The organism is Streptomyces sp. NPDC050610 (assembly GCF_040654875.1).
Lineage (GTDB): Bacteria > Actinomycetota > Actinomycetes > Streptomycetales > Streptomycetaceae > Streptomyces.
Map to the genome: position 1 here is coordinate 37,490 of NZ_JBFAIV010000035.1, position 21,146 is coordinate 58,635.

Genomic DNA, 21,146 nt, shown 5'->3' on the forward strand with positions numbered 1-21,146 from the left:
TACGTGGCCCTGCGCTCCGCCGGTGCGGAGCGCAGGGGCCGCGCATGAGGGGTGGGCCGGTCCGTACGGAGGACCAGGGCTTTGAGAACGGGCCGAGGAGGGCCGGGTGACGACCTATGACGAACGAGCGAGCCTCAGCGATCTGACCACCACGGCGGAGCGCATCCGCAGGTCGGTGGAGGGTGTGATCGAGGGCAAGCCGGAGGTCGTACGGCTTTCGCTGACCGTGCTGATGGCCGAGGGCCATCTGCTGATCGAGGACGTGCCGGGGGTGGGCAAGACGATGCTCGCCAAGGCGCTGGCGCGGTCCATCGACTGCTCGGTGCGGCGCATCCAGTTCACGCCGGACCTGCTGCCGTCCGACATCACGGGCGTGAGCGTCTACGACCAGCAGCGGCGGGACTTCGAGTTCAAACCGGGCGCGATCTTCGCCCAGATCGTCATCGGCGACGAGATCAACCGCGCCTCGCCCAAGACCCAGTCGGCGCTGCTGGAGTCGATGGAGGAGCGGCAGGTCACCATCGACGGGCAGACGTACCAGCTGCCGAGCCCCTTCATGGTGGTGGCCACGCAGAACCCCGTCGAGATGGAGGGCACGTACCCGCTGCCGGAGGCACAGCGCGACCGGTTCATGGCGCGGGTGTCGATCGGCTATCCGAGCCCGGAAGCCGAGCTCCAGATGCTGGACGTGCACGGCGGCGCGTCGCCCCTGGACGACCTCCAGCCGGTGGCGCACGCGCACGAGATCATCAAGCTCGTCGACGCGGTCCGCACCGTGCACGTGGCCGACTCCGTGCGGCGGTACGCCGTGGACCTGGTCTCGGCCACCCGGCAGCACCCGGACCTCAGACTCGGGGCGTCGCCGCGCGCGACGCTGCATCTGCTGCGGGCCGCCAAGGCCGCGGCGGCGCTGGACGGCCGGGAGTTCGCGCTCCCCGACGACGTGCAGGCGCTGGCCGTCGCGGTGCTCGCGCACCGGCTGCTGCCGACCGCGCAGGCCCAGCTGAACCGGCGCACGGCCGAGCAGGTCGTGGCCGACATCCTGCAGCGCACTCCGGTGCCCACCGCCGAGCGCCGGGGGGCGCCGCCGATGCCGCCGGCACCCCCGGCGTACGGCGGGCAGCCGCCGGGCTCCCGGCGGCTGTGATGCGGGCCGGGGGGAGTGCGGGGCCCGACGTGCACGCCGGGCCCGACGTGGGCGACGGCGGCGGCCTGCGGTCGGCGCTCGCCGGGCTGACCACGCGCGGCCGGTCGTTCCTGGCCGCGGGCGTGGCCGCCGCGGGGTGCTCGTACGTGCTGGGCCAGTCCGATCTGCTGCGGGTCGGCCTGCTGCTGGCCGTGCTGCCGCTGGTGTGCGTGGGCGTGCTGCACCGCACCCGGCACCGGGTCGCGGGCAGCCGGCGGCTGTCGCCCGCCCGGGTGCCCGCCGCCGCCGAGGCGCGCGTGCACCTGCGGATCGACAACGTCTCGCGGCTGCCCACCGGTCTGCTGATGCTCCAGGACCGGGTGCCGTACGTGCTCGGTCCGCGCCCTCGCTTCGTGCTGGACCGGGTGGAGGCGGGCGGCCGGCGCGAGGTGTCCTACCGGGTCCGCTCGGACCTGCGCGGGCGCTATCCGCTGGGGCCGTTGCAGCTGCGGCTGACCGACCCGTTCGGGATGTGCGAGCTGACCCGCGCGTTCAGCACGTACGACACGCTGACCGTCGTGCCGCGCGTGGAGGCGCTGCCGCCGGTGCGCCTCGCGGGCGAGGCCGCCGGGTACGGCGACGGGCGGCTGCGTTCGGTCGCGCTGGCCGGCGAGGACGACGTCATCCCGCGCGAGTACCGCTACGGCGACGACCTGCGCCGGGTGCACTGGCGCTCCACCGCCCGCTACGGCGAGCTGATGGTGCGCCGCGAGGAGCAGCCGCAGCGGGCCCACTGCACGGTGCTGCTCGACACCCGCGGCATCGCCTTCCAGGGCGCCGGGCCCGACTCGGCCTTCGAGTGGGCGGTCTCCGCCGCCGCCTCGACGGCCGTGCACCTGCTGGAGCGGGGCTTCTCGGTGCGGCTGCTGACGGACACCGGCGACTCGGTCCCGGGCCCCGACGGCATGGGCGGGTACGCGGGCTCCTCCCATGACTCCGCCGACGCGGCGGGACTGGTCCTGGACACCCTGTCGGTGGTGGACCACTCCGAGGGCGAGGGGCTCTCCCCCGCCCACGACGCGCTGCGGGGCGGCGGCGAGGGGCTGCTGGTCGCGTTCTTCGGCGACCTCGACGAGGAGCAGGCCGCGCTGGCCGGGCGGATGCGGCAGCGCAGCGGCGCGGCGGTCGCCTTCCTCCTCGACTCGCCGTCCTGGGCGCGGGACGTGCGCGGCGGCGACGCCGAGGGCCTGGAGGACCGGCTGCGGGTGCTGCGCGAGGCGGGGTGGACGGCGCTGCCCGTGCCGCCGGGGGCGTCGCTGGCCGCGCTGTGGCGCGAGGCGGACCAGCAGCGCGCCCGTACGAACGGGCCCTCGAAGCAAGGCGGCACGACGGCGGGGGGCTGGTCATGAGCGGACGCGCACGGCTCGCGGTGTGCGCGGCGGTGGCGACGCTGGCCTCGTCGTGCGCGCTGCTGCCGCTGGTCGACCACGCGACGTGGTTCCTTCAGGCCGCGCTGCTCCTGCTGATCCAGAGCTCGGTGGGCGCGCTGGCCCGCCGGGTGCCGCTGGCGCGGGCGCTGACCGTGCTGGTGCAGGCGGTCGTCGCACTGCTGCTGCTCACCCTGCTCTTCGCGCAGAGCGAGGCGGTCGGGGGGCTGCTGCCCGGCCCGGACGTCTTCCACGAGTTCGGGCAACTGCTGCGGGAGGGCGCCGACGACGTCGGGCGGTACGCCATACCGGCGCCGACGACCGAGGGCATCAGGCTGCTGCTGGTCGGCGGCGTCCTGCTGGTGGGGCTGGCGGTGGACGCGATCGCCGTCACCTGCCGCAGCGCCGCGCCCGCCGGGCTGCCGCTCCTCGCGCTGTACTCGGTCGCGGCGGGGCTGGCCCAGGGCGGCGCCGACTGGCTGTGGTTCCTGGCGGCGGCCGGCGGCTTCCTGCTGCTGCTCCTCGCCGAGGGGCGGGACCGGCTCTCCCAGTGGGGGCGGGTCTTCGCCGGAGGCGGCGCGCGGCGCCCTACCGGGCCGAGCAGCACCCTGGGCCCGGCGCCGGGCGCGGCCGGCCCCGCCCTCGCCCCGATCCGCACGGGCCGCCGGATCGGCGCGCTGGCGCTGGGCATCGCGCTGGCGGTGCCGGCGGTGCTGCCGACGATGGACGACGGCCTGCTGGGGTCGCGGGGGGCCGGCGGCGGGCAGGAGTCCGACGGCGGGACGATCTCGGCGGTGAATCCGCTGGTCTCGCTCCAGAACAGCCTCAACCAGCCCGAGAACCACGAGGTGCTGCGGTACCGCACGTCGACCAGCGACACCCAGAACATGTATCTGCGGATCGTGGCCCTGGACCAGTTCGACGGCTCGTCCTGGAAGGCGTCGGAGCGGCACATCACCGACGTGCCGGACCCGCTGCCCACTCCGTCCGGGCTCGCTCCCGAGGTGCGTACGGACACCGTCAACACCTCCGTCGTGGCCTCCGAGACCTACGGCCAGACCTATCTGCCGCTCCCCTACCCGGCCACCCGGGTGTCGGTCGGCGGGCGCTGGCGGTTCGAACCCGAGGGGCGGACCCTGGTCGGCGATCACGGGCAGACCACGCGGGGCTCGCGCTACCAGGTGTCGAGCCTGCTGGTGGAGCCGACGAGCGCCCAGCTGGCGGCGGCGCCCGCGCCGTCGAAGCGGTTCCTGGACGAGTACACGAAGGTGCCGGACTCGCTGCCGTCGGTGGTCCGCGACCAGGCGAAGAAGGTGACGGCGGGGGCCACGACCGCGTACGCGCGGGCCGTGAAGCTCCAGGACTGGTTCTCCACGACCGGCGGCTTCCGGTACAACACCGAGGTGCGGTCGGGCAGCGGCAGCAGCGCCATAGCCAAGTTCCTCCACGACAAGGAGGGATTCTGCGTCCACTTCTCGTTCTCGATGGCGGCGATGGCGCGGACGCTGGGCATTCCGGCGCGGGTCGCGGTCGGCTTCACGCCGGGGACCCCGCAGGTCGACGGCACCATGTCGGTCGGCTCCAAGGACGCGCACGCGTGGCCCGAGCTGTACTTCGAGGGGGTCGGCTGGACCCGGTTCGAGCCCACGCCCAGCCGGGGCTCGCAGCCCGAGTACACGATCGCGCAGGCGCCGTCCGGCGCGGACCCCGGCACCCCGACCACGGCGCCCAGCCGCTCCGCGGCCCCGTCGGCGGGGGCGTCGGCCTCCCAGAGCTGCGACCCGCAGGCCAAGCGGCTCGGGGAGTGCGGAGCCGCGGCGCAGCAGGCGAGCGGCGGCTCCGGCGACGGCGGCCGGTCGACGACCGCGATCGTGGCCGGCTCCGCGGGCCTGCTGGTGCTGCTGGCGCTGGCCCTTCCGATGCTGTGGCGCACCCGGGTACGGGCCCGGCGGCTCGGCGAGTCCGGCGGGCGCACCCCGCAGGACGGCGCGAGCCGGACGCTCGCGGCCTGGCAGGAGCTCATCGACTCCGGCTGGGACTACGGCGTGCCCCCGGACGAGTCGCAGACCCCGCGGAAGGCCGCGGCCCGGATCGTACGGCTCGGCGGGCTGGACGCCGACGCGGCCGAGGCCGCGCACCGGGTGGCCGCGGCGGTCGAGCAAGTGCTCTACGCGCCGCACCCGCGGCCGGTGAGCGGACTGGCGGGCGATGTGCAGCGGGTACGGGCCGGGCTACGGACCTCGGCCGGGCGGACCGGCCGGCTGCGAGGCCTGCTGGCGCCGCGCTCGACCGTCCGCGTCGTGTGGTCGCTCTCGCAGCGGTGGACGGCCGCGGTCGCCCGGCTCCGCGCCGGACGCCTCGCAGCGCTCACCCGCCGGGCGACGACGGCGCTGCGCTTCTCACGGCAACGGGCGTGACAGCAGCGGGCGCAACGACGGCTGGCCGCCGCGACGGCCAGCCGTAAGAACGGCCGACGCACGAGCCGGCGTGCGCGGGGCGGTTCTTCCTCACGTCCGTGGAAGAGCCGCCGCGCCGGTCGGGCGCGTGCGCGGGCGCACGCGCGGCCGCCTTTCACGGGCTTCCGGGAGAGCAGCCGTCCGGTACCGGCCGCCCAAGGGGCCCACGGCCACCCGCGGGCCAGCCGCACCGGCCGCTCGCCCGTCGAGCCCCACGACGCGCTCGCGCCTCGTCAGTCCACCGCAGACCTACCGCAGACCTATCGCGGCCCGCTGTGCCCCTGTCTCGCAGCTCAGCGGCCCCGCCGGGACAAGCCCTCCAACCGGCCGGGCGGTCCTTCCCCTTCCCTCCCCCAGCCGGAGCAACGCGCGGGCGCGGCCCAGGACCGGGGTCCTGGGCCGCGCCCGGCTGGCAGATGTCGGGGCTCAGTGGCCCTGTTCGTCGCGGCGGCGCTGCCAGCGCTCTTCGATGCGCCCCATCACGGACCGGCGCTGACGAGGCTGGCGGCGGGCGGTGGCAGGGCCGCCCGAGGCACCCGCGGTGCCCGCGGCGCGCTGCTCGCCCGGTTTCGGCGCCTTGCGCCATCCCGTGACCGCGAGCACCGCGCACCCCAGCATGACGAGGAAGCCCACCACGCTGATCCAGATCTGCTGGGCGACCATTCCGGCCATGAGGAGCACGATGCCCACCAGAAAACCCGCTACCGCCTGGTAGACCCGTCGCCGGGTATACGTGCGCAGGCCACTGCCCTCAAGCGCTATCGCGAATTTGGGATCTTCGGCGTACAGCGCTCGCTCCATCTGCTCGAGCATGCGCTGCTCGTGCTCCGAGAGCGGCACGGAGTCCTCCTACTCGTCGGTCGCGGGGGGCGACCGGGGTGCGACCCTTTCAGGATAGGCAGGGAATCGCCCCCGTGATACCCGCCCCTCTGCGCCAATTACCCACCGTTGCCGGTGTGACAATCGAAGCTGTCGGAACGTGCATTCCCCACCCGCCGATCCGCCATGCCGGACGGTGTACCCCGATCATACGGGGCGAAGCGGCTGATCGGGTGGCCTGCGGCGGATGGTGTGCGGTCAGCCTCGCTCGGCGAGTACGTGCAGCTGGGTGGCGACGGAGTGGAAGGCCGGGAGCTCGGCTACCGCCGCTTCGAGCCGCAGCAGGGCCTCCATCGCGCCGGGCTCGGTGTCGACCAGCACGCCGGGTACCAGATCGGCGAAGACGCGTACGCCGTGTATGGCGCCGACCTCCAGCCCGGCCTCGCCGATCAGCGCGGAGAGGGTCTCGGCGGTGAAGCGGTGCGGCACGGGGTCGCCGTCGCCCCAGCGGCCGGCCGGGTCGGTGAGCGCCTGCCGGGCCTCGGTGAAGTGGCCGGCGAGGGCGCGGGCGAGCACCGCGCCGCCCAGTCCGGCGGCGAGCAGGCTGAGGGTGCCGGCGGGGCGGAGGGCGTCGACGACGTTGCGCAGGTCCTCGGCGGGGTCGTCCACGTACTCCAGGACGCCGTGGCACAGGACCGCGTCGTAGCCGCCGCGCTCGACGACGTCGAACAGGCCGTGGACGTCGCCCTGGACGCCGCGCACCCGCTCGGCGACTCCGGCCTCGGCGGCCCGGCGCTCCAGCGCGAAGAGCGCGTTGGGGCTGGGGTCGACGACGGTGACGCGGTGGCCGAGCCGGGCGACGGGCACGGCGAAGTTGCCGGTGCCGCCGCCGGTGTCCAGCACGTCGAGGGCGCCCGTCGCACCGCTCCCGGCGGTCTTGCCCCTGCGATCCAAGGCGTCTTCGAGGACGTCCCAGACCACGGCGGTACGGAGGGACGCCCGGGGGCGCTGCGGGTCTGACACGGCGGGTGGCTCCTCGGCGCGGTGTCGCCGCCGCCTCGGCGGCGGCGACTGGACGGTACGGAATGGACGAATTCACTGACGTCGGCGTCGCGCCCAGCCTATTGCCTACGGCGGGCCCGGCCCCTCCCGCCCCGCATGCTCCGACGCGCCCTCGGGAGGCGGCGCGGGCGCTCAGCCCGCCTTGTCCCGCGCTTCCGCCGCCTGCCGGGGCAGAGCGGGCTGGATCACCAGCATCCGCTCCACCAGGCGCAGGAACACGGCGGCATCGCGCAGCAGGTCGTCGGCGTCGCGGCAGCTCGCCGCGGAGGGTATGCCGGCCTCCGCGCGGGCCCGGCGCGGTGCGCCCGAGGCGAACAGCGCGCTCCATTCGGCCAGTTCCGGCGCGACTTCGGGCAGCACCTCCCAAGCGCTGCGGATGCGCCGCCTGCGCCGCGCCGTCGTCTCGGGCCGGCCGCGGACGGCCAGCACGGCGGCCGCGGTGCGCAGGGCGGCGAGGTGGGCGGTGGCGTAACGCTCGTTGGGGGCTTCGAGGTCGGCGGCCTCAGCCAGTCCCTGGTGGGCCTGGGTGAGGAGGTCGAGCGCGGCGGGCGGGGCCGCGGCGCGGCGCAGCACGGGGTGGACGTCGCTCGCGGTACCGGCCATGACGAACCTCCTGTCGTCGTGTGGCGGCCCGTTGGGTGGTGGCATGACCGCCGTATGTGGCCATCGTGGGGCACACCACTGACAATCGGCCCTGACCTGCACGAACGCCCCTTGAGCCGGACCCAGTTGACGGAGGAAGATCAGAGTGCGGCATACTTTTTGCACTGACCGGTCAGTACGAGGGAGGGCTTGTGAACAGCACCCCGCCCGGGGCGTCGATCACGGCGGAGGGGTTCGGCGCCAAGGGACCGCGCGGCTGGACGTTCCGCGATGTGCGCGTCACCGCCGACCCCGGCTCGCTCGTCGCCGTCGAAGGTCCCTCCGGATCGGGCCGCACCTGCCTCCTGCTCGCGCTCACCGGACGTATGCGCTCCACGGCGGGCCGCGCGGCCGTCGCCGGTCTGGCGCTCCCCCGGCAGTTGCCGGCCGTGCGGCGGATCAGCGCGCTCGCCCACGTGCCGGGGGTCAGTGAGCTCGACCCCGCGCTGACCGTCGCCGAGCATCTGCGGGAACGGGCGCTGCTGCAGCGGCGGTTCGGCGGCTCGCTGCGCGCGCTGCTGCGGCCGCGTGCCGAGCGCGTCGCCGAGGCGCGCGGCGGGATCGACGCGGCGCTGCACGGCGCCGGGCTCGACCCCGCCGCGCTGGTGAAGGGCGAGCGTACGGCCGTACGGGACCTTGAGCGGCTGGAGGCGCTGCGGCTGTCCGTGGCGCTCGCGCTGATCGCCCGGCCGCGCCTGCTGGCGGTCGACGACGCCGATCTGAAGCTCTCGGCCGCGGAGCGCGCCGAGGCGTGGGCGCTGCTGCGTTCCATCGCCGCAGGCGGCACGACCGTGCTCGCGGTGTGCTCCGAGGCCCCGCCGGACGCGGTCGTCGTCTCGACCGCGCCCCGGACGGAGCCGACGGCCGAAGCGGCCGGCGACGAGCACAGACGGTCCGCGGACAGCGGCGACGACGAGGAGGAGGCGTCCGATGCGCTCGCCGAAACTGGCCGCTCTTGAGCTCAAGCGGTTCGGCAGGGGGAGGCTGCCGCGCGCCGCGCTCGCCGCCCTCATGCTGCTGCCGCTGCTGTACGGCGCGCTCTACCTGTGGTCCTTCTGGGACCCGTACGGGCGGCTCGACAAGGTTCCGGTGGCTCTCGTCAACGCCGATCGGGGCGCTTCCGTGGACGGCCGCGAGTTGGCCGCGGGCGACGACATCGTCAAGGGGCTGCGGCACAGCGATTCGTTCGACTGGCACGAGACGAGCGCCGCCGAGGCCCGGAAGGGCGTCGCGGACGGCACGTACTACCTCTCTCTGACGGTGCCCGACGACTTCAGCTCGCAGATCGCCTCCAGCTCCGGGAAGACCCCGGAGACCGGCGCGCTGCGGGTCCGTACGAACGACTCCAACAACTACATCGTCGGGCAGATCTCCCGGACGGTGTTCGCGGAGGTGCGCGCCGCGGCCTCCACCAAGGCGTCCCGGTCGTTCTACGACAAGATCTTCGTCTCGTTCTCCGACCTGCACGGCAAGACCCAGCAGGCCGCGGACGGCGCGGACCGGCTCGGCGACGGCATCGGCCGGGCGAAGCAGGGCGCCGGCGAACTCGCCAAGGGGCTCACCAGCGCGCAGCGCGGCAGCGGCGCCCTCAAGGACGGCGTCACGAAGCTCCATACGGGCGCGGGCACCCTGGACGCCTCGACCGGCACGCTGCACCAGGGCGCCGGACAGGTCGCGGACGGCACCCAGCAGCTCGCGGACCGGGCGAACGGCCTCGCCAAGGACGTCGGGCCCTTCCTCAAGCAGCACGGCGCGGAGATCGGCGACGTCTCGCGGCTGGTGGCCGACGCCTCACGCACGGCGCGCGACGCGCTGCGGAAGCTGCCGGCCGACGCCGCCAAAGCGGCGGCGGATGCCCGTAAGGCTGCCCGGACGCTCAGCGCCGACTACGAGCGGCGCTGCGCGGCCGGTGCGCCCACGCCCGATCCGTCGTGTCCGGCGCTCAAGGCGTCGGTGGCCGCCGCCGGCACGGCGGCGGACGTCGCCGAGGACGTCGACTCCTTCGTGCGGAAGAACACCGCGGGCCTCAAGGAGCTCGGTGACAGCCTGGACGAGTGGCACGGCAAGGCGGTGTGGCTGGCGGACAAAGCGCCGCACCTCGGGGCCGACGTCGACACCGCCGTCTCCAAGATCAACGCTCTCAACAGCGGCGCCCACAAGGTGTCCGACGGCGCCGGGAAGATCCACGCGGGCGCGGGCCGGCTCCACTCGGGGCTGGGCGACGCCGAGGACGGGGCCGCGGACCTCGACGCGGGCATCGGGAAGCTGCACAGCGGTGCGGACACGTTGCGCGGCGGGATGTACAGACTCTCGGACGGCTCCAGCGAGTTGGCCGACGGGCTGCACGACGGTGTCGGGAAGATCCCCGACTACGGCAAGAAGGACCGGGACGCGCGCAGCGAGGTGATGGCCGATCCGGTGAAGCTGGCGTCCCAGGCGATGCACAAGGCGCCCAACTACGGCACCGGGTTCGCCCCGTACTTCATCCCGCTGTCCCTGTGGGTCGGCGCGATGGTGGCCTACATGCTGATCCAGCCGCTCAACCGGCGGGCGCTCGCGGCGGGCGCCGCCGCCTGGCGCATCGGGCTGGCCGGCTGGCTGCCCGTCGCCGCGATCGGGGTGCTCCAGGTGGGCGCGCTCATGGCGGTGCTGCACTGGGGCCTCGGCCTGGAGATGGTGCGGCCGGCGGGCACGCTGGGCTTCCTGCTGCTGGTCACCGCGTGTTTCTGCGCGGTCGTGCAATGGCTCAACGCCCAGTTCGGTCCGGCGGGCCGGATTCTCGTACTGGCGCTGCTGATGCTCCAGTTGACGTCGGCGGGCGGCACCTATCCCGTGCAGACGAGTCCGGGGTTCTTCGGCGCGCTCCATCCCTTCCTGCCGATGAGCTACGTCGTCGACGGGCTGCGCCGGCTGATCACCGGCGGCGGGCTGGGTCCGGTCTGGCAGGCGTGCGCCGTACTGGCCGCGTTCACGGTGGCCGCGCTGGCCCTGACCGCGTGGACGGCCCGCCGCAAACAGGTGTGGTCCGTGAACCGGCTGCACCCGGAGCTGTCCCTGTGACCAGGCATCCCGCGACGCCAGGCAGAATCAGCACCATGGAAAGCAGCGCTGCAGCAATCCGGAGAGCGACGCCCCGGCTCCCGGGCGACACCCGTCGGCAGACCACCCGGCGGAAGCTCTTCGAGGCGGCCGTGACCCTCATCGCCGAGCAGGGGTTCTCCTCCACGACGGTGGACGAGATCGCCGAGCGGGCCGGGGTGGCGAAGGGCACGGTCTACTACAACTTCGCGAGCAAGAGCGTGCTGTTCGAGGAGTTGCTGCGGCACGGCATCGAGTTGCTCAGCTCCTCGCTGCAGCAGGCCGCCGACGAGACGGCGGCCCGCGGCGGGAGCAGGGTCGACGCGCTGGACGCCATGATCCGGGCGGGGCTCGCCTTCATCGTCCGCTACCCCTCGCTCACCCAGCTGTACGTGGCCGAGCTGTGGCGCACCAACCGCGCCTGGCAGTCCACCTTGATGCAGGTGCGGCAGCAGGCGATATCCGTGATCGAGTCCGTACTGCGGGAGGCGGTGGCCGGAGGCGAGCTGAGCAAGGAGATCGACATCCCGCTGACGGCGTCGGCGCTGTTCGGGATGGTGCTGGTGGCCGCGCTGGACTGGCAGTCGTTCCAGCCGGAGCGCTCCCTGGAGGATGTGCACGCGGCCCTGTCCCGGCTGCTCCAGGGGCGGATCAGCGGCAGCCCGCGGTAGCCGGCCCCGGGTCCCGGCGGATTCAACCGCTTCAACGCTGTTCCGGCGCGGACCGATCCCCCCTGCGGCCCGCGCCGGAACACGGCGTTCCCCCGTTTCCCCCGTGGAACCCCCGTTCCCGGCAGAGCACCGCGTTTCCCCCGTGGTGCCCCGCCGTTCCTTCCAGGTCGCCCGCCGGTTCCGCCGCCCCGTGTCGGCGGTCTCGGCGCTGCGCCCCTTCCGTGGTCACTACTTTCCCTTCTGTGCAGGTCGGGGCCCATCCGTGCATCTACTCATCTCATCGTCTGAGTATGTGTACTCAGACCTGAGTGCTCACCCTCACGGGCGCCGGTCCGAGCCCGCCGACAGCCGTCGTATGCGGCGGGTACGTCCAGGTACGTCCGGTGCCGGCCGTGCCCGGCGGACGCCGGCGGGTCCCTCGAACGGGCCCGGGCAGCCGTCCCGTCCGGCGGCCGTCCGCGTTGTCAGTGGTGCCGGATAAAGTCACGGGCATGGCAAGGATTGCGGTGATCGGCGCCGGGATGGGCGCGATGGCGGCCGCCGCCAGGCTGGCCGTCGCGGGCCACCGGGTGGCGGTGTACGAGCGCGGGGACACGTACGGCGGCGGCGTGCGCCGCCTCGCCCGGGACGGGTTCGCCTTCGACACCGGGCCGGGGCTGCTGCACCTCCCCGCGGTCTACCGCGATCTCTTCGTCAAGACCGGCAAGGAGTCGCTGGAGCAGAGCGTCGAGCTGTCCCAGGTCGATCCGGCGAGCCGGCACGTCTTCCCGGACGGCACGGTCCTCTCGCTGCCCAACGCCTCGCGGGCGGGCGTCGTACGGGCCTTGGACGAGTCCGTCGGCGGGGGCGCGGGCGAGCGGTGGAGCGATCTGGTCAACCGGGCGCGCGAGGTGTGGGACGCGACGCGCCGGCCGCTGCTGGAGGAGCCGCTGCGGGCCGACTGGCAGGTGCTGGGCCGCGATCCGTATCCGGCGCCCCGCAAGCGCGGGCTGTTCCGGCGGGAGGGCGGCCCGGCCACGCTGACGTCCGTAGCCAGGCGGGAGCTCAAGGACCCGCGCCTCGTCGCCCTCCTGGAGAGCTACGCCCTGGCGTACGGCTTCGACCCCCGCGACGCGCCCGCGAGCGCCACGGCGCTGCCCTATCTGGAGCAGACGTTCGGCAGTTGGTACGTGCGCGGCGGGATGCGGGCGCTGGCCGACGCGCTGTACGAGCGGTGCCGCGCGCGCAAGGTGGAGTTCGCCTTCGGCGCGGAGGTGACGCGGATCGTCGAGAAGGACGGCCGGGCGGCGGGCGTCGAGCTGGCGGACGGGGCCGTCGCGGATGCGGACTCCGTGGTCTGCGGCGTCGATCCGGCGTTCCTGGCGCCGCTGCTCGGCGGGGCGGGCCCCTGGCAGGACGGGGGCGTACGGCCGGGGCCGGAGCCCGAGGGCGGCGGCCGGGGCGTGGGACGGTTCACGGTCTGCCTGGCGGTGCGCGGTGCGCGCCCCGAGTGCGCGGCGCACCGGACAGTGGTCCACGCCCCGGACCGCGCGGCCGAGTTGGCGGGGATCTTCGGGGACGGCGGCCAGGGGGCGCGCACCCCCTGCGAGCGGCCGACGGTGACCGTGCTGCGCCCGGACGATCCCACCACCCGTCCGGACGACGGCCACGAGGCCGTCACGCTGACGGCGGCGGTCGCTCCGCACGGCCCGGTCGACTGGCGGGACGCCGGTGCCGCCGGGAGATACGCCGACCGGATCGCGGCGGTCGCCGAGGCGGCTGTTCCGGGGCTGCGGGAGCGGGTGCTGTGGCGCGAGGTCCGTACCCCGGCGGACACCGCCGCCGAGACGGGGGCCGCGAACGGCGCGGTCCCCGGGCCCGCACTGGCCGGCGCGGACGGCGGTTTCCTGCGGCCCGGCAACGCGACGCGGCTGCCGGGGCTGTACCTCGCGGGCGGCTGGTCCCATCCGGGCGGCGGGCTCGCGCACGCGGGCATGTCGGGCGCGCTGGTGGCCGGGCTGATCGTGGACGGGGCCGACTGGCGCGGCTCCCAGTAGCTCGGCGGGCGCGATACGGGGGCGGTACGGGCGGAGCCGGGTGGCTGCCGTACGTCCGTACCGCCAACGTGTCGCGGCCTCGCGGGTCAGGGACCTCAGGTGCGTGTCATCTGCCGACCGCCCGCGCGACAAGGAACCGGCGGCCGGCCGCTCAGTAGCGGTACCGCTCGTCGTGGCCCGTGCCGGGCCCCGGCTGCTGCTGCTCGTACAGATAGGGCGCGGGCTGCTGCTGGTCCGGCGGCTGGGGAGAGTCGAGGCCGCGCTGGTGCGGCACCCAGACGCCGCCGGGCGGGGTGTCCATGTCGTACTGCTGCTGCGGCACGGGGTAGCCGTCGGGTCCGTACGCCTGGGGGGCGTAGCCGCCGGGGTACCCGCCCGCGTCGTTCTGCTGCTGGGCGTAGGGCGCGTACTGGTCATAGGTCGGCTGCTGGGCCGAGCCGATGTACGGGTCGGAGTACGCGGCGTACTGCTGCTGGCCGTAGTCGAACTGCCCGGCGGCGTAGGGGTCCTGAGCCGTTCCGTCGCCCTGGGGGGCATAGCCGCCGTAGGCGTCGTACGTCCCATAGCCCCCGGCGGGGTCCGTCGCGTACCCGTTCTGGCCGTAGCCGCTGTACTGGCCCGCCGCCTCCGGCACGGGCTCGGACTCCGGCGCCGGCGCCGGCGGGAAGGCGTCCTCCGCCTGCGCGATCGGCGGCTGCTGCCCGATCGACGGCATCTGCGCGGTCTGCTCCACGGGCGGAGCCCCGGCGCCGCCGTCGGCGCTCTTACCGGCGGCCGCGCCCGCGCCCGCACCCTCCTCGGCCGGCCCCTCTTCGAGGTCGCTGACCTGGAGCTTGGGCTCGGAGACCGGTGCGGACCGGGAGGCCTTGCGCCGCCTCTTGGGGGTCGGCTTGCGGCGGATCGCCCATCCCTCGGAGAAACCGCGGCGGAAGGAGAGCGTCACGTAGGTCTGCCCGACCGCGAAGGCGATGGCGCCCACCGCGATCACCGGCACCGAGGGCATGATCACTCCGATGACCACGCCGAGGAAGCCGAAGAAGGCGAGCAATCGCCAGCGCAGCCGTGCCTTGTGCTGGAGCAGCACCTCGCTCAGCAGCCAGAGGGCAACGACGCCGAACGCGATGTAGAGGACCGCCCAGCCCATATACGCCCCTCTCGTTCGGCCGCCCGCTCACCGGACAGGCCGTCAGGACCGCTGATGCAGTCCCAGATTCTCGTAGATTTCCAACGTCGCCGTGGAGTGGTTCAGGGTAATGAAGTGGAGTCCGGGGATGTCCTCAGCCATCAGCCGGGCGCACAGCTCCGTGGCGTACTCGATACCGATTGAGCGTACAGCGGCCGGGTCGTCCTTCACCGCGAGGATCCGGTTCGCCAACTCCGCCGGGAACGCGGCATTGCTGAGCTGTGCGAACCGCTCGATCTGCCGGACGTTCGTGACGGGCATGATCTCCGGAATGATCGGTGTCGCACAACTCGCCGCCGCGACGCGGTCCCGCAGCCGGAGGTAGTCCTCGGCGTTGAAGAACATCTGCGTGATGGCGAAGTCCGCCCCGGCGCGGCACTTGTCGACGAAATGCCGGACGTCGGTGTCCCAGTCGGTGGAACGCGGGTGCATCTCGGGGTAGGCCGCGACGCCCACGCAGAAGTCGCCGGACTCCTTGATGAGCCGCACGAGTTCGGCGGCGTAGGTGACGCCCTGGGGGTGCGCGACCCAGTCGCCGAGCGGGTCGCCGGGCGGGTCGCCGCGCAGGGCGAGCATGTTGCGGATGCCGGCGTCCGCGTACTGCCCGATGACGTTGCGCAGTTCCGTCAGCGAGTGGTCGACGGCGGTGAGGTGGGCGACGGGGGTGAGGGTGGTGTCGGTGGCGATCCGCTCGGTGGCCCGCACCGTCCCCTCACGGGACGAGCCGCCCGCGCCGTAGGTCACGGAGACGAACGTCGGCGCGACCGCCTCGACCCGGCGGATGGCGTTCCACAGCGTCCGCTCGCCCTTCTCGGTCTTCGGGGCCATGAACTCGAATGAGTAGGACCGCTCACCGGAGGCGAGCAGGTCACGCACCGTACGTGCGCGGTCTGTCCTGGTGGAAGGTGTGCCAAGGGCCATACGGGCAGGTTAACCGGGGTGTGCCGGGCCCCCAACCCTGTCTCGCGTTATGACCGTTTCGGCAAGCTTTCACCAAGCCTCGGCCGAGCTTTCGCCACGATCGTGTCCACCCCTTGGACACTCCGCCGGACATCCGCCGGACATCCGCCGGACATCCGCCGGGGTTCGGGGCGACTGTGGACCGCCCCGCTCCGTCACGCTCCGTATGCGCGAATGCGCTTGGCGAGACCGGCCGCGGCGGCTCCGGGATCGTCGGCCTCGGTGATCGCGCGCACCACGACGACCCGCCGGGCGCCCGCCTCCAGCACCTCGTCCAGGTTCGAGGCGTCGATGCCGCCGATCGCGAACCAGGGCCGTACGGGCGCCAGCGAGGCGGCATAGCGCACCAGGGGGAGCCCGGGCGCGTACCGCCCCGGCTTGGTCGGGGTGGGCCAGCAGGGCCCGGTGCAGAAGTAGTCCACGCCCGGCTCGACGGCCGCGGCGGCCGCCTCGGACTCGGCGTGGGTGGAGCGGCCGATCAGCGCGTCCGCGCCGAGGATCGCCCGCGCGGCCGGCACCGGCAGGTCGCCCTGGCCCAGGTGCAGCACGTCGGAGGCGATGGCGTGCGCGACGTCCGCCCGGTCGTTGACGGCGACGAGCTTGCCGTGCCGACGGGCCGCGGCGGCGAGGACCGCGAGGTGCTCCAGCTCCTCCCCCGCCTCCATGCCCTTGTCCCGCAGCTGGACGATGTCGACCCCCGAGGAGAGGACCGCGTCGAGGAACTCGGGCAGGTCGCCCTGGCGCTTGCGCGCGTCGGTGCACAGATAGAGCCGGGCGTCGGCCAGCCGCTCTCGCGCGCTCGCCCCGGCCCCGGCGGGTGCTGGGGCGGCTGATCCCGCCGCGGCTCCCGCGATTCCTGCGGCGTCGGTGGCGGCTGCGACATCAGTGGAGGTTGTGGCACCTGTGGCGGCCATGCGGCGGTTTCCCCCCGGGTCGGCGGTGTACGGGCCGGGGCTCACGGCCCCGGCCCGTACACCGGACGGTTGGATATGCGATGGATGTGCGGCTGTGGGCTGAGGCGCCTACGGACGGCGGATCAGCCGGCGAGCGCCGTGCTCGACGGGGCAGGGACGGCCGTCGTCCGGACCCGGCGCGCTCAGACGGCGAGCGCCTGGGCCCGGCGCTTCACCTCCGTGCCGCGATTCTCGCGCAGGGCCTGCGCCGGGGTGCCCGGCAGGGTCGGGTCGGGGGTGAAGAGCCACTCCAGCATCTCCACGTCACTGAAGCCGTCGTCCCGCAGGAGCGTCAAGGTGCCGGCCAGGCCCTTGACGACCTTGGCGTCGCCGATGAAGTCGGCGGGCACCTGGAGCGCCCTGTTCTCGCCACGGCGCACCGCGATCACCTGGCCTTCCTTGACCAGCTGCCGGACGCGCGTCACCTCGACGCCGAGCCGTTCGGCGATGTCGGGCAGGTTGAGCCAGGCGGGGACGAGAGCATCGATCTTTGCGTCAATCTCGGTCACGGGACAAGCCTGCCATCTAGGACTGACAGTCGGTAGCCGGGAGGCCCTGAGGCGCTCCGAGCCCGTGTCGCGCCCCGGCCGAAGCGCGCGCCGCCAGGCGCGCGTACCCGCGCGGGACACCCCTCGGAGCCCGTGTCCCGTCCCAGCGGAGCGCACCCGTGTCATGTCCTCGTCCGAGCGCCCCGGCCGTTTCGCGCCGGGCGAGCGCGCGCCGCCCGGCCACGCGCGCGTCCCCCTTGGGACAGGACACGTGCGCGTCCCCCCCCAGGACAGGCCACGCGCGCGTACCGCCCAGAAACGGACCGGCCCCCGTTTCCGCCCGGAAACGGACCGGCCCCCGCTACCGCCCGGAAACGGAGCGGCCCCGCTAGAAATGGAGCCGCCCCGCCGCCGGCCTCAGACCGTCGCCGACTTCAGCGGCACCGACGGGTCCGCGGCCTGCCGCTGGTCCAGCCGTGCGCCGCGCTCGATGAGCTTGCGGCCCTGCGCCAGGTCCCGGGGGCGGCCCACGGCGAGCAGCGCGACCAGGATGCCCTCGCGCAGCCAGCACACGGACCAGGCGGCGGTGGCGGGGTCGCCGCGCCACAGGAGTTCGTCGGCGGCGGCGTGGTGCCCCGCGTACTGCACGAACCGGCCGAACTGCTCGGACCAGAAGTAGGGCACCGGGTCGTACAGCGGCCCCTCGGCCTCGCCGTGCGCGATGTTGGCGGCGACGGTGCGCGGCCCCTGGAGCGCGTTGTCCCAGTGGTGCACCAGCAGCCGCTCGGCGTAGCGGGCGGACGGGAAGGAGGCGCAGTCGCCGACCGCGTAGACGTCCGGGAGGCTGGTGCGCAGCCGTTCGTCGGTGACCACGGACAGGTCCGCGGCCAGCTCGATGCCGGTCCCCGCCAGCCAGCCGGTGGCGGGGCGCGCGCCGATGCCGACGACCACCGCGCCGGCCGTCAGCCGGGTGCCGTCGTCCAGCAGCACGCTGCCCTCGGAGAGGGAGACGACGCGGGCGCCGGTGAGCAGTTCGGCGCCGCAGTCCGCGTACCAGCCCGCCATGTGGGCGGCGACCTCGGCGGGGAGGGCGCCCGCGAGCGGCCGGTCCGCGGCCTCCACGACGGTCACCTTGCAGCCCGCCTCGCGGGCGGCGGTCGCGAACTCCGCGCCGATCCAGCCCGCCCCGACCACCACGATGTCGTGCTGGTCGGCGAGGACCGGGCGCAGCCGCGTCGCGTCGTCCAGGGTGCGCAGCAGGTGGACGCCGGGGATGCCCTCGCTGCCGGGCAGGACGACGGGCTCGGCGCCGGTGGCGATGACGAGCCGGTCGTAGGGCTCGGGGCCGTCGGCGGTGTCCAGGACGCGCTCTTCGGGCCGCAGCCCGGTGACCTCGCGGCCGAGCCGCAGGTCGATGCCGAGGGAGTCGAAGTCCACCTCGAAGGCGGAGCCCTCGGACTTGCCGAGCAGCACGGCCTTGGAGAGCGGCGGTCGGTCGTAGGGCGGATGGGGCTCCGCGCCGAGCAGCGAGATCGCGCCGGTCCAGCCCTGTTCGCGGAGGGCGACGGCGGTCTGTACCCCGGCCACGCCCGCGCCGACGATCACGACGCGACGCCGGTCACTGGTGGTATTCGTCTGATCGCTCACCAGCTCACTGTATGGCGGCGGGCACGCTGTGCCGGAGCGTCGCGCAGAGAGATCTCCACCACAACCGGGGCCCGCGGCGGCCCGGTTGCGCGCCCGGCGGAGCCCCGGCCCGTATCGGACACTCCCCTTTCGGCCGATTCGGGGCGCGTACTAGGGTGACTTGGGTAGAGCACTCGCGGGAGCCCGGGCGGACCGGGCTGAGAGGGAGGCTGGACGGCCTCCGACCGTACGAACCTGATCCGGGTCATGCCGGCGAAGGGAGGGGCTGGACGCCCATGCACGCGTCTTCTTCGAAGCCACCGGGACGGGAATCGGCCTCCTGTGACGTCCTCGTCATCGGCGGCGGCATCATCGGCCTGGTCACCGCCTGGCGGTCGGCCCAGCGCGGGCTGCGCACCGCCGTCGCGGACCCCGCGCCCGGCGGGGGCGCCGCCCAGGTCGCGGCCGGGATGCTGGCCGCCGTCACCGAACTGCACTACGGCGAGCAGGACCTGCTCGCCATCAACCTGGCCTCCGCCCGCCGCTACCCGGCGTTCGCGGCCGAGCTGACCGAGGCGAGCGGCCAGGGGATCGGCTACCGCGCCTGCGGCACGCTCGCCGTCGCCCTCGACGCCGACGACCGCGCCCACCTGCGTGAACTCCACGAGTTCCAGCAGCGCTCGGGGCTCGACTCGCAGTGGCTGTCGGGGCGCGAGTGCCGCCGCCTGGAGCCGATGCTCGCGCCGGGCGTGCGCGGCGGCGTGCGGGTCGACGGCGACCACCAGACCGACCCGCGGCGCCTCGCCCGCGCCCTGCTGACGGCCTGCGAGCGCGCGGGCGTCGTCTTCCACCGGGCCGAGGCACGGCGTCTGACGGTCGAGGCGGACCGGGCGACCGGGGCCGAGCTGGCCGACGGCGTCCGGGTCGCCGCCGCCCAGACGGTGCTGGCGGCGGGCAGCCACAGCGCGCGGCTCGCGGGCGTGCCCGAGCACGTGGTGCCGCCGGTCCGCCCGGTCAAGGGCCAGGTCCTGCGGCTGCGCGTGCCCGGCCCGTACGCGCCGTTCCTCTCCCGGACCGTACGGGCCGTGGTGCGCGGCGGCCCCGTCTACCTGGTGCCGCGCGAGAACGGCGAGCTGGTCCTGGGCGCGACCAGCGAGGAGCTGGGCTGGGACACCACCGTCACCGCGGGCGGCGTGTACGAGCTGCTGCGCGACGCCCATGAGCTGGTGCCCGGCATCACGGAGCTGCCGCTCGTCGAGACCCTCGCCGGGCTGCGCCCCGCCTCCCCCGACAACGCGCCGCTGCTCGGCCCGACCGCCCTGCCCGGTCTCCACACGGCCACCGGCCACCACCGCAACGGCGTCCTGCTGACCCCGTTCACCGGCGATGTGATGGCCGAGGTGCTGACCGGCGGCGCGCTCCCGGCGGCGGCCCTGCCCTTCTCCCCGCAGCGTTTCCAGGCCCCCGCACCTCAGGAGCAGCCCGTATGACGCCCTCTCCGCCCGCCTCCGTCCGGCTCTCCCTCAACGGCGAGCCCCGCGAGATCCCCGCCGGTCTGACCCTGGACCGGCTGGTTGCCACGCTCACCACCGCGCACAGCGGCGTCGCCGCCGCCGTCAACGAGGCCGTCGTGCCGCGCGGCCAGTGGCCGGCCACCGCGCTCGGCGACGGCGACCGCGTCGAGGTCCTCACCGCGGTCCAGGGAGGCTGACCATGACCAACACCGCGTTCCTTCCGGGGGCCCCGGAAACGGAAGCGGCCGAGGACCCGCTGACCATCGGCGGCGCCGTCTTCGGCTCCCGGCTGATCATGGGTACGGGCGGCGCGCCCAGTCTGGACGTGCTGGAGCGCTCCCTGCTCGCCTCGGGCACCGAGCTGACCACGGTGGCGATGCGCCGCCTGGACGCGACCGTGCGGGGTTCGGTGCTGTCGGTGCTCGCCCGGCACGGCATCCGGGTGCTGCCGAACACCGCGGGCTGCTTCACCGCCGGGGAGGCCGTCCTCACCGCGCGGCTGGCCCGCGAGGCGCTCGGCACGGACTGGGTCAAGCTCGAAGTGGTGGCCGACGAGCGCACTCTCCTGCCCGATCCGATCGAGCTGCTGGACGCCGCCGAGACCCTCGTCGACGACGGTTTCACCGTGCTGCCGTACACGAATGACGACCCCGTACTCGCCCGCAAGCTGGAGGACGCGGGGTGTGCCGCGATCATGCCGCTGGGCTCGCCCATCGGCTCCGGCCTGGGCATCCGCAACCCGCACAACTTCCAGCTGATCACCGAGCGCGCGGGCGTCCCGGTGATCCTGGACGCGGGCGCGGGCACGGCCTCCGACGCCGCGCTCGCCATGGAGCTGGGCTGCGCCGCGGTGATGCTCGCCTCGGCGGTGACCCGCGCGCAGGAGCCGGCGCTGATGGCGGCGGCCATGCGGCACGCGGTGGAGGCGGGCCGGCTGGCGTACCGCGCGGGCCGCATCCCGCGCCGGCACTTCGCGCGGGCGTCCTCGGCGATGGAGGGGCTGGCGGAGCTGGACCCGGAGCGGCCGGCGTTCTGACCGGGCCCCGCCTGAACTGGCGTTCCGACCGGCCGTTCCGACCGGACCGCCTGACCGGCCGTTCCGACC

Annotated in this window: 18 protein-coding genes and 1 riboswitch; of the genes, 10 read left to right on the plus strand and 8 right to left on the minus strand. The window is 74.4% G+C overall.

Annotated features, from left to right (window positions below; all coding sequences use genetic code 11):
- Positions 1–106 precede the first annotated feature (106 nt).
- The 3 genes from AB0I22_RS32160 to AB0I22_RS32170 are packed head-to-tail and all read left to right on the plus strand — an operon-like array spanning position 107 to position 4,970.
- Positions 107–1,147 carry a MoxR family ATPase gene (locus tag AB0I22_RS32160; RefSeq protein WP_363134512.1) on the plus strand — a complete coding sequence of 347 codons (1,041 nt, stop codon included), beginning with the start codon at positions 107–109 and terminating at the stop codon, positions 1,145–1,147.
- Entirely contained in the window at positions 1,147–2,535 is a 1,389-nt protein-coding gene (locus tag AB0I22_RS32165) for a DUF58 domain-containing protein (RefSeq protein ID WP_363134513.1), read from the plus strand. Before AB0I22_RS32160 ends, AB0I22_RS32165 begins: the two co-directional genes overlap by 1 nt.
- Positions 2,532–4,970 (plus strand): DUF3488 and transglutaminase-like domain-containing protein, encoded by a 2,439-nt coding sequence (locus AB0I22_RS32170; protein WP_363134514.1) that lies wholly within the window; start codon positions 2,532–2,534, stop codon positions 4,968–4,970. Before AB0I22_RS32165 ends, AB0I22_RS32170 begins: the two co-directional genes overlap by 4 nt.
- A gap of 465 nt (positions 4,971–5,435) precedes the next feature.
- On the opposite strand, the gene AB0I22_RS32175 is transcribed toward AB0I22_RS32170, so the two are convergent.
- The 3 genes from AB0I22_RS32175 to AB0I22_RS32185 all read right to left on the minus strand — a co-directional run bounded on the left by AB0I22_RS32175 (position 5,436) and on the right by AB0I22_RS32185 (position 7,493).
- A complete protein-coding gene (locus tag AB0I22_RS32175; protein WP_363134515.1) occupies positions 5,436–5,849 on the minus strand; it encodes a DUF3040 domain-containing protein in 414 nt (137 codons plus the stop codon).
- Positions 5,850–6,086: 237 nt separating this feature from the next.
- Positions 6,087–6,851 carry a methyltransferase gene (locus tag AB0I22_RS32180; RefSeq protein ID WP_363134516.1) on the minus strand — a complete coding sequence of 255 codons (765 nt, stop codon included), beginning with the start codon at positions 6,849–6,851 and terminating at the stop codon, positions 6,087–6,089.
- A 171-nt stretch (positions 6,852–7,022) separates the two neighbouring features.
- Positions 7,023–7,493: an SAV_6107 family HEPN domain-containing protein gene (locus AB0I22_RS32185; RefSeq protein ID WP_363134517.1), complete on the minus strand. Its 471-nt coding sequence runs from the start codon at positions 7,491–7,493 to the stop codon at positions 7,023–7,025.
- A gap of 191 nt (positions 7,494–7,684) precedes the next feature.
- Between AB0I22_RS32185 and AB0I22_RS32190 the strand changes: the two genes are divergently transcribed.
- From AB0I22_RS32190 to AB0I22_RS32205, 4 genes are all read left to right on the plus strand, one after another.
- Positions 7,685–8,491, plus strand: coding sequence for an ATP-binding cassette domain-containing protein (locus tag AB0I22_RS32190; protein ID WP_363134518.1), 807 nt, complete (start codon positions 7,685–7,687; stop codon positions 8,489–8,491).
- The gene (locus AB0I22_RS32195) at positions 8,463–10,592 is read left to right on the plus strand and encodes a YhgE/Pip domain-containing protein (RefSeq protein WP_363134519.1); all 2,130 of its coding nucleotides are present in this window, start codon (positions 8,463–8,465) and stop codon (positions 10,590–10,592) included. Before AB0I22_RS32190 ends, AB0I22_RS32195 begins: the two co-directional genes overlap by 29 nt.
- Before the next feature lie 35 nt (positions 10,593–10,627).
- Entirely contained in the window at positions 10,628–11,281 is a 654-nt protein-coding gene (locus AB0I22_RS32200) for a TetR/AcrR family transcriptional regulator (protein WP_363134520.1), read from the plus strand.
- A 491-nt stretch (positions 11,282–11,772) separates the two neighbouring features.
- The gene (locus AB0I22_RS32205; RefSeq protein ID WP_363134521.1) at positions 11,773–13,317 is read left to right on the plus strand and encodes an NAD(P)/FAD-dependent oxidoreductase; all 1,545 of its coding nucleotides are present in this window, start codon (positions 11,773–11,775) and stop codon (positions 13,315–13,317) included.
- A gap of 151 nt (positions 13,318–13,468) precedes the next feature.
- Here the strand turns inward: AB0I22_RS32205 and AB0I22_RS32210 are convergent, their stop codons facing one another.
- From AB0I22_RS32210 to AB0I22_RS32230, 5 genes are all read right to left on the minus strand, one after another.
- Positions 13,469–14,461: a hypothetical protein gene (locus tag AB0I22_RS32210; RefSeq protein WP_363134522.1), complete on the minus strand. Its 993-nt coding sequence runs from the start codon at positions 14,459–14,461 to the stop codon at positions 13,469–13,471.
- Between the two features lie 42 nt (positions 14,462–14,503).
- Complete coding sequence (gene metF, locus AB0I22_RS32215) at positions 14,504–15,421, minus strand: methylenetetrahydrofolate reductase [NAD(P)H] (RefSeq protein ID WP_363134523.1); 918 nt, start codon at positions 15,419–15,421, stop codon at positions 14,504–14,506.
- Between the two features lie 194 nt (positions 15,422–15,615).
- Positions 15,616–16,374 (minus strand): thiamine phosphate synthase, encoded by a 759-nt coding sequence (thiE, locus tag AB0I22_RS32220; protein ID WP_363134524.1) that lies wholly within the window; start codon positions 16,372–16,374, stop codon positions 15,616–15,618.
- Positions 16,375–16,556: 182 nt separating this feature from the next.
- On the minus strand, positions 16,557–16,922 hold the full coding sequence (locus AB0I22_RS32225) for an Rv2175c family DNA-binding protein (RefSeq protein WP_030883623.1): 366 nt from the start codon (positions 16,920–16,922) through the stop codon (positions 16,557–16,559).
- Between the two features lie 396 nt (positions 16,923–17,318).
- Positions 17,319–18,548: an FAD-dependent oxidoreductase gene (locus AB0I22_RS32230; protein ID WP_363134525.1), complete on the minus strand. Its 1,230-nt coding sequence runs from the start codon at positions 18,546–18,548 to the stop codon at positions 17,319–17,321.
- Between the two features lie 165 nt (positions 18,549–18,713).
- Positions 18,714–18,826, plus strand: a riboswitch (TPP riboswitch).
- On the opposite strand from AB0I22_RS32230, the gene thiO reads away from it, so the two are divergent.
- The 3 genes from thiO (at position 18,824) to AB0I22_RS32245 (ending at position 21,077) form a co-directional block, all read left to right on the plus strand.
- Positions 18,824–20,017, plus strand: a complete 1,194-nt coding sequence (gene thiO / locus AB0I22_RS32235; RefSeq protein ID WP_363134526.1) for a glycine oxidase ThiO — start codon at positions 18,824–18,826, stop codon at positions 20,015–20,017. It overlaps the preceding riboswitch by 3 nt.
- A complete protein-coding gene (gene thiS / locus AB0I22_RS32240; RefSeq protein WP_363134527.1) occupies positions 20,014–20,238 on the plus strand; it encodes a sulfur carrier protein ThiS in 225 nt (74 codons plus the stop codon). Before thiO ends, thiS begins: the two co-directional genes overlap by 4 nt.
- Before the next feature lie 2 nt (positions 20,239–20,240).
- On the plus strand, positions 20,241–21,077 hold the full coding sequence (locus AB0I22_RS32245) for a thiazole synthase (RefSeq protein WP_363134528.1): 837 nt from the start codon (positions 20,241–20,243) through the stop codon (positions 21,075–21,077).
- Positions 21,078–21,146: the final 69 nt, after the last annotated feature.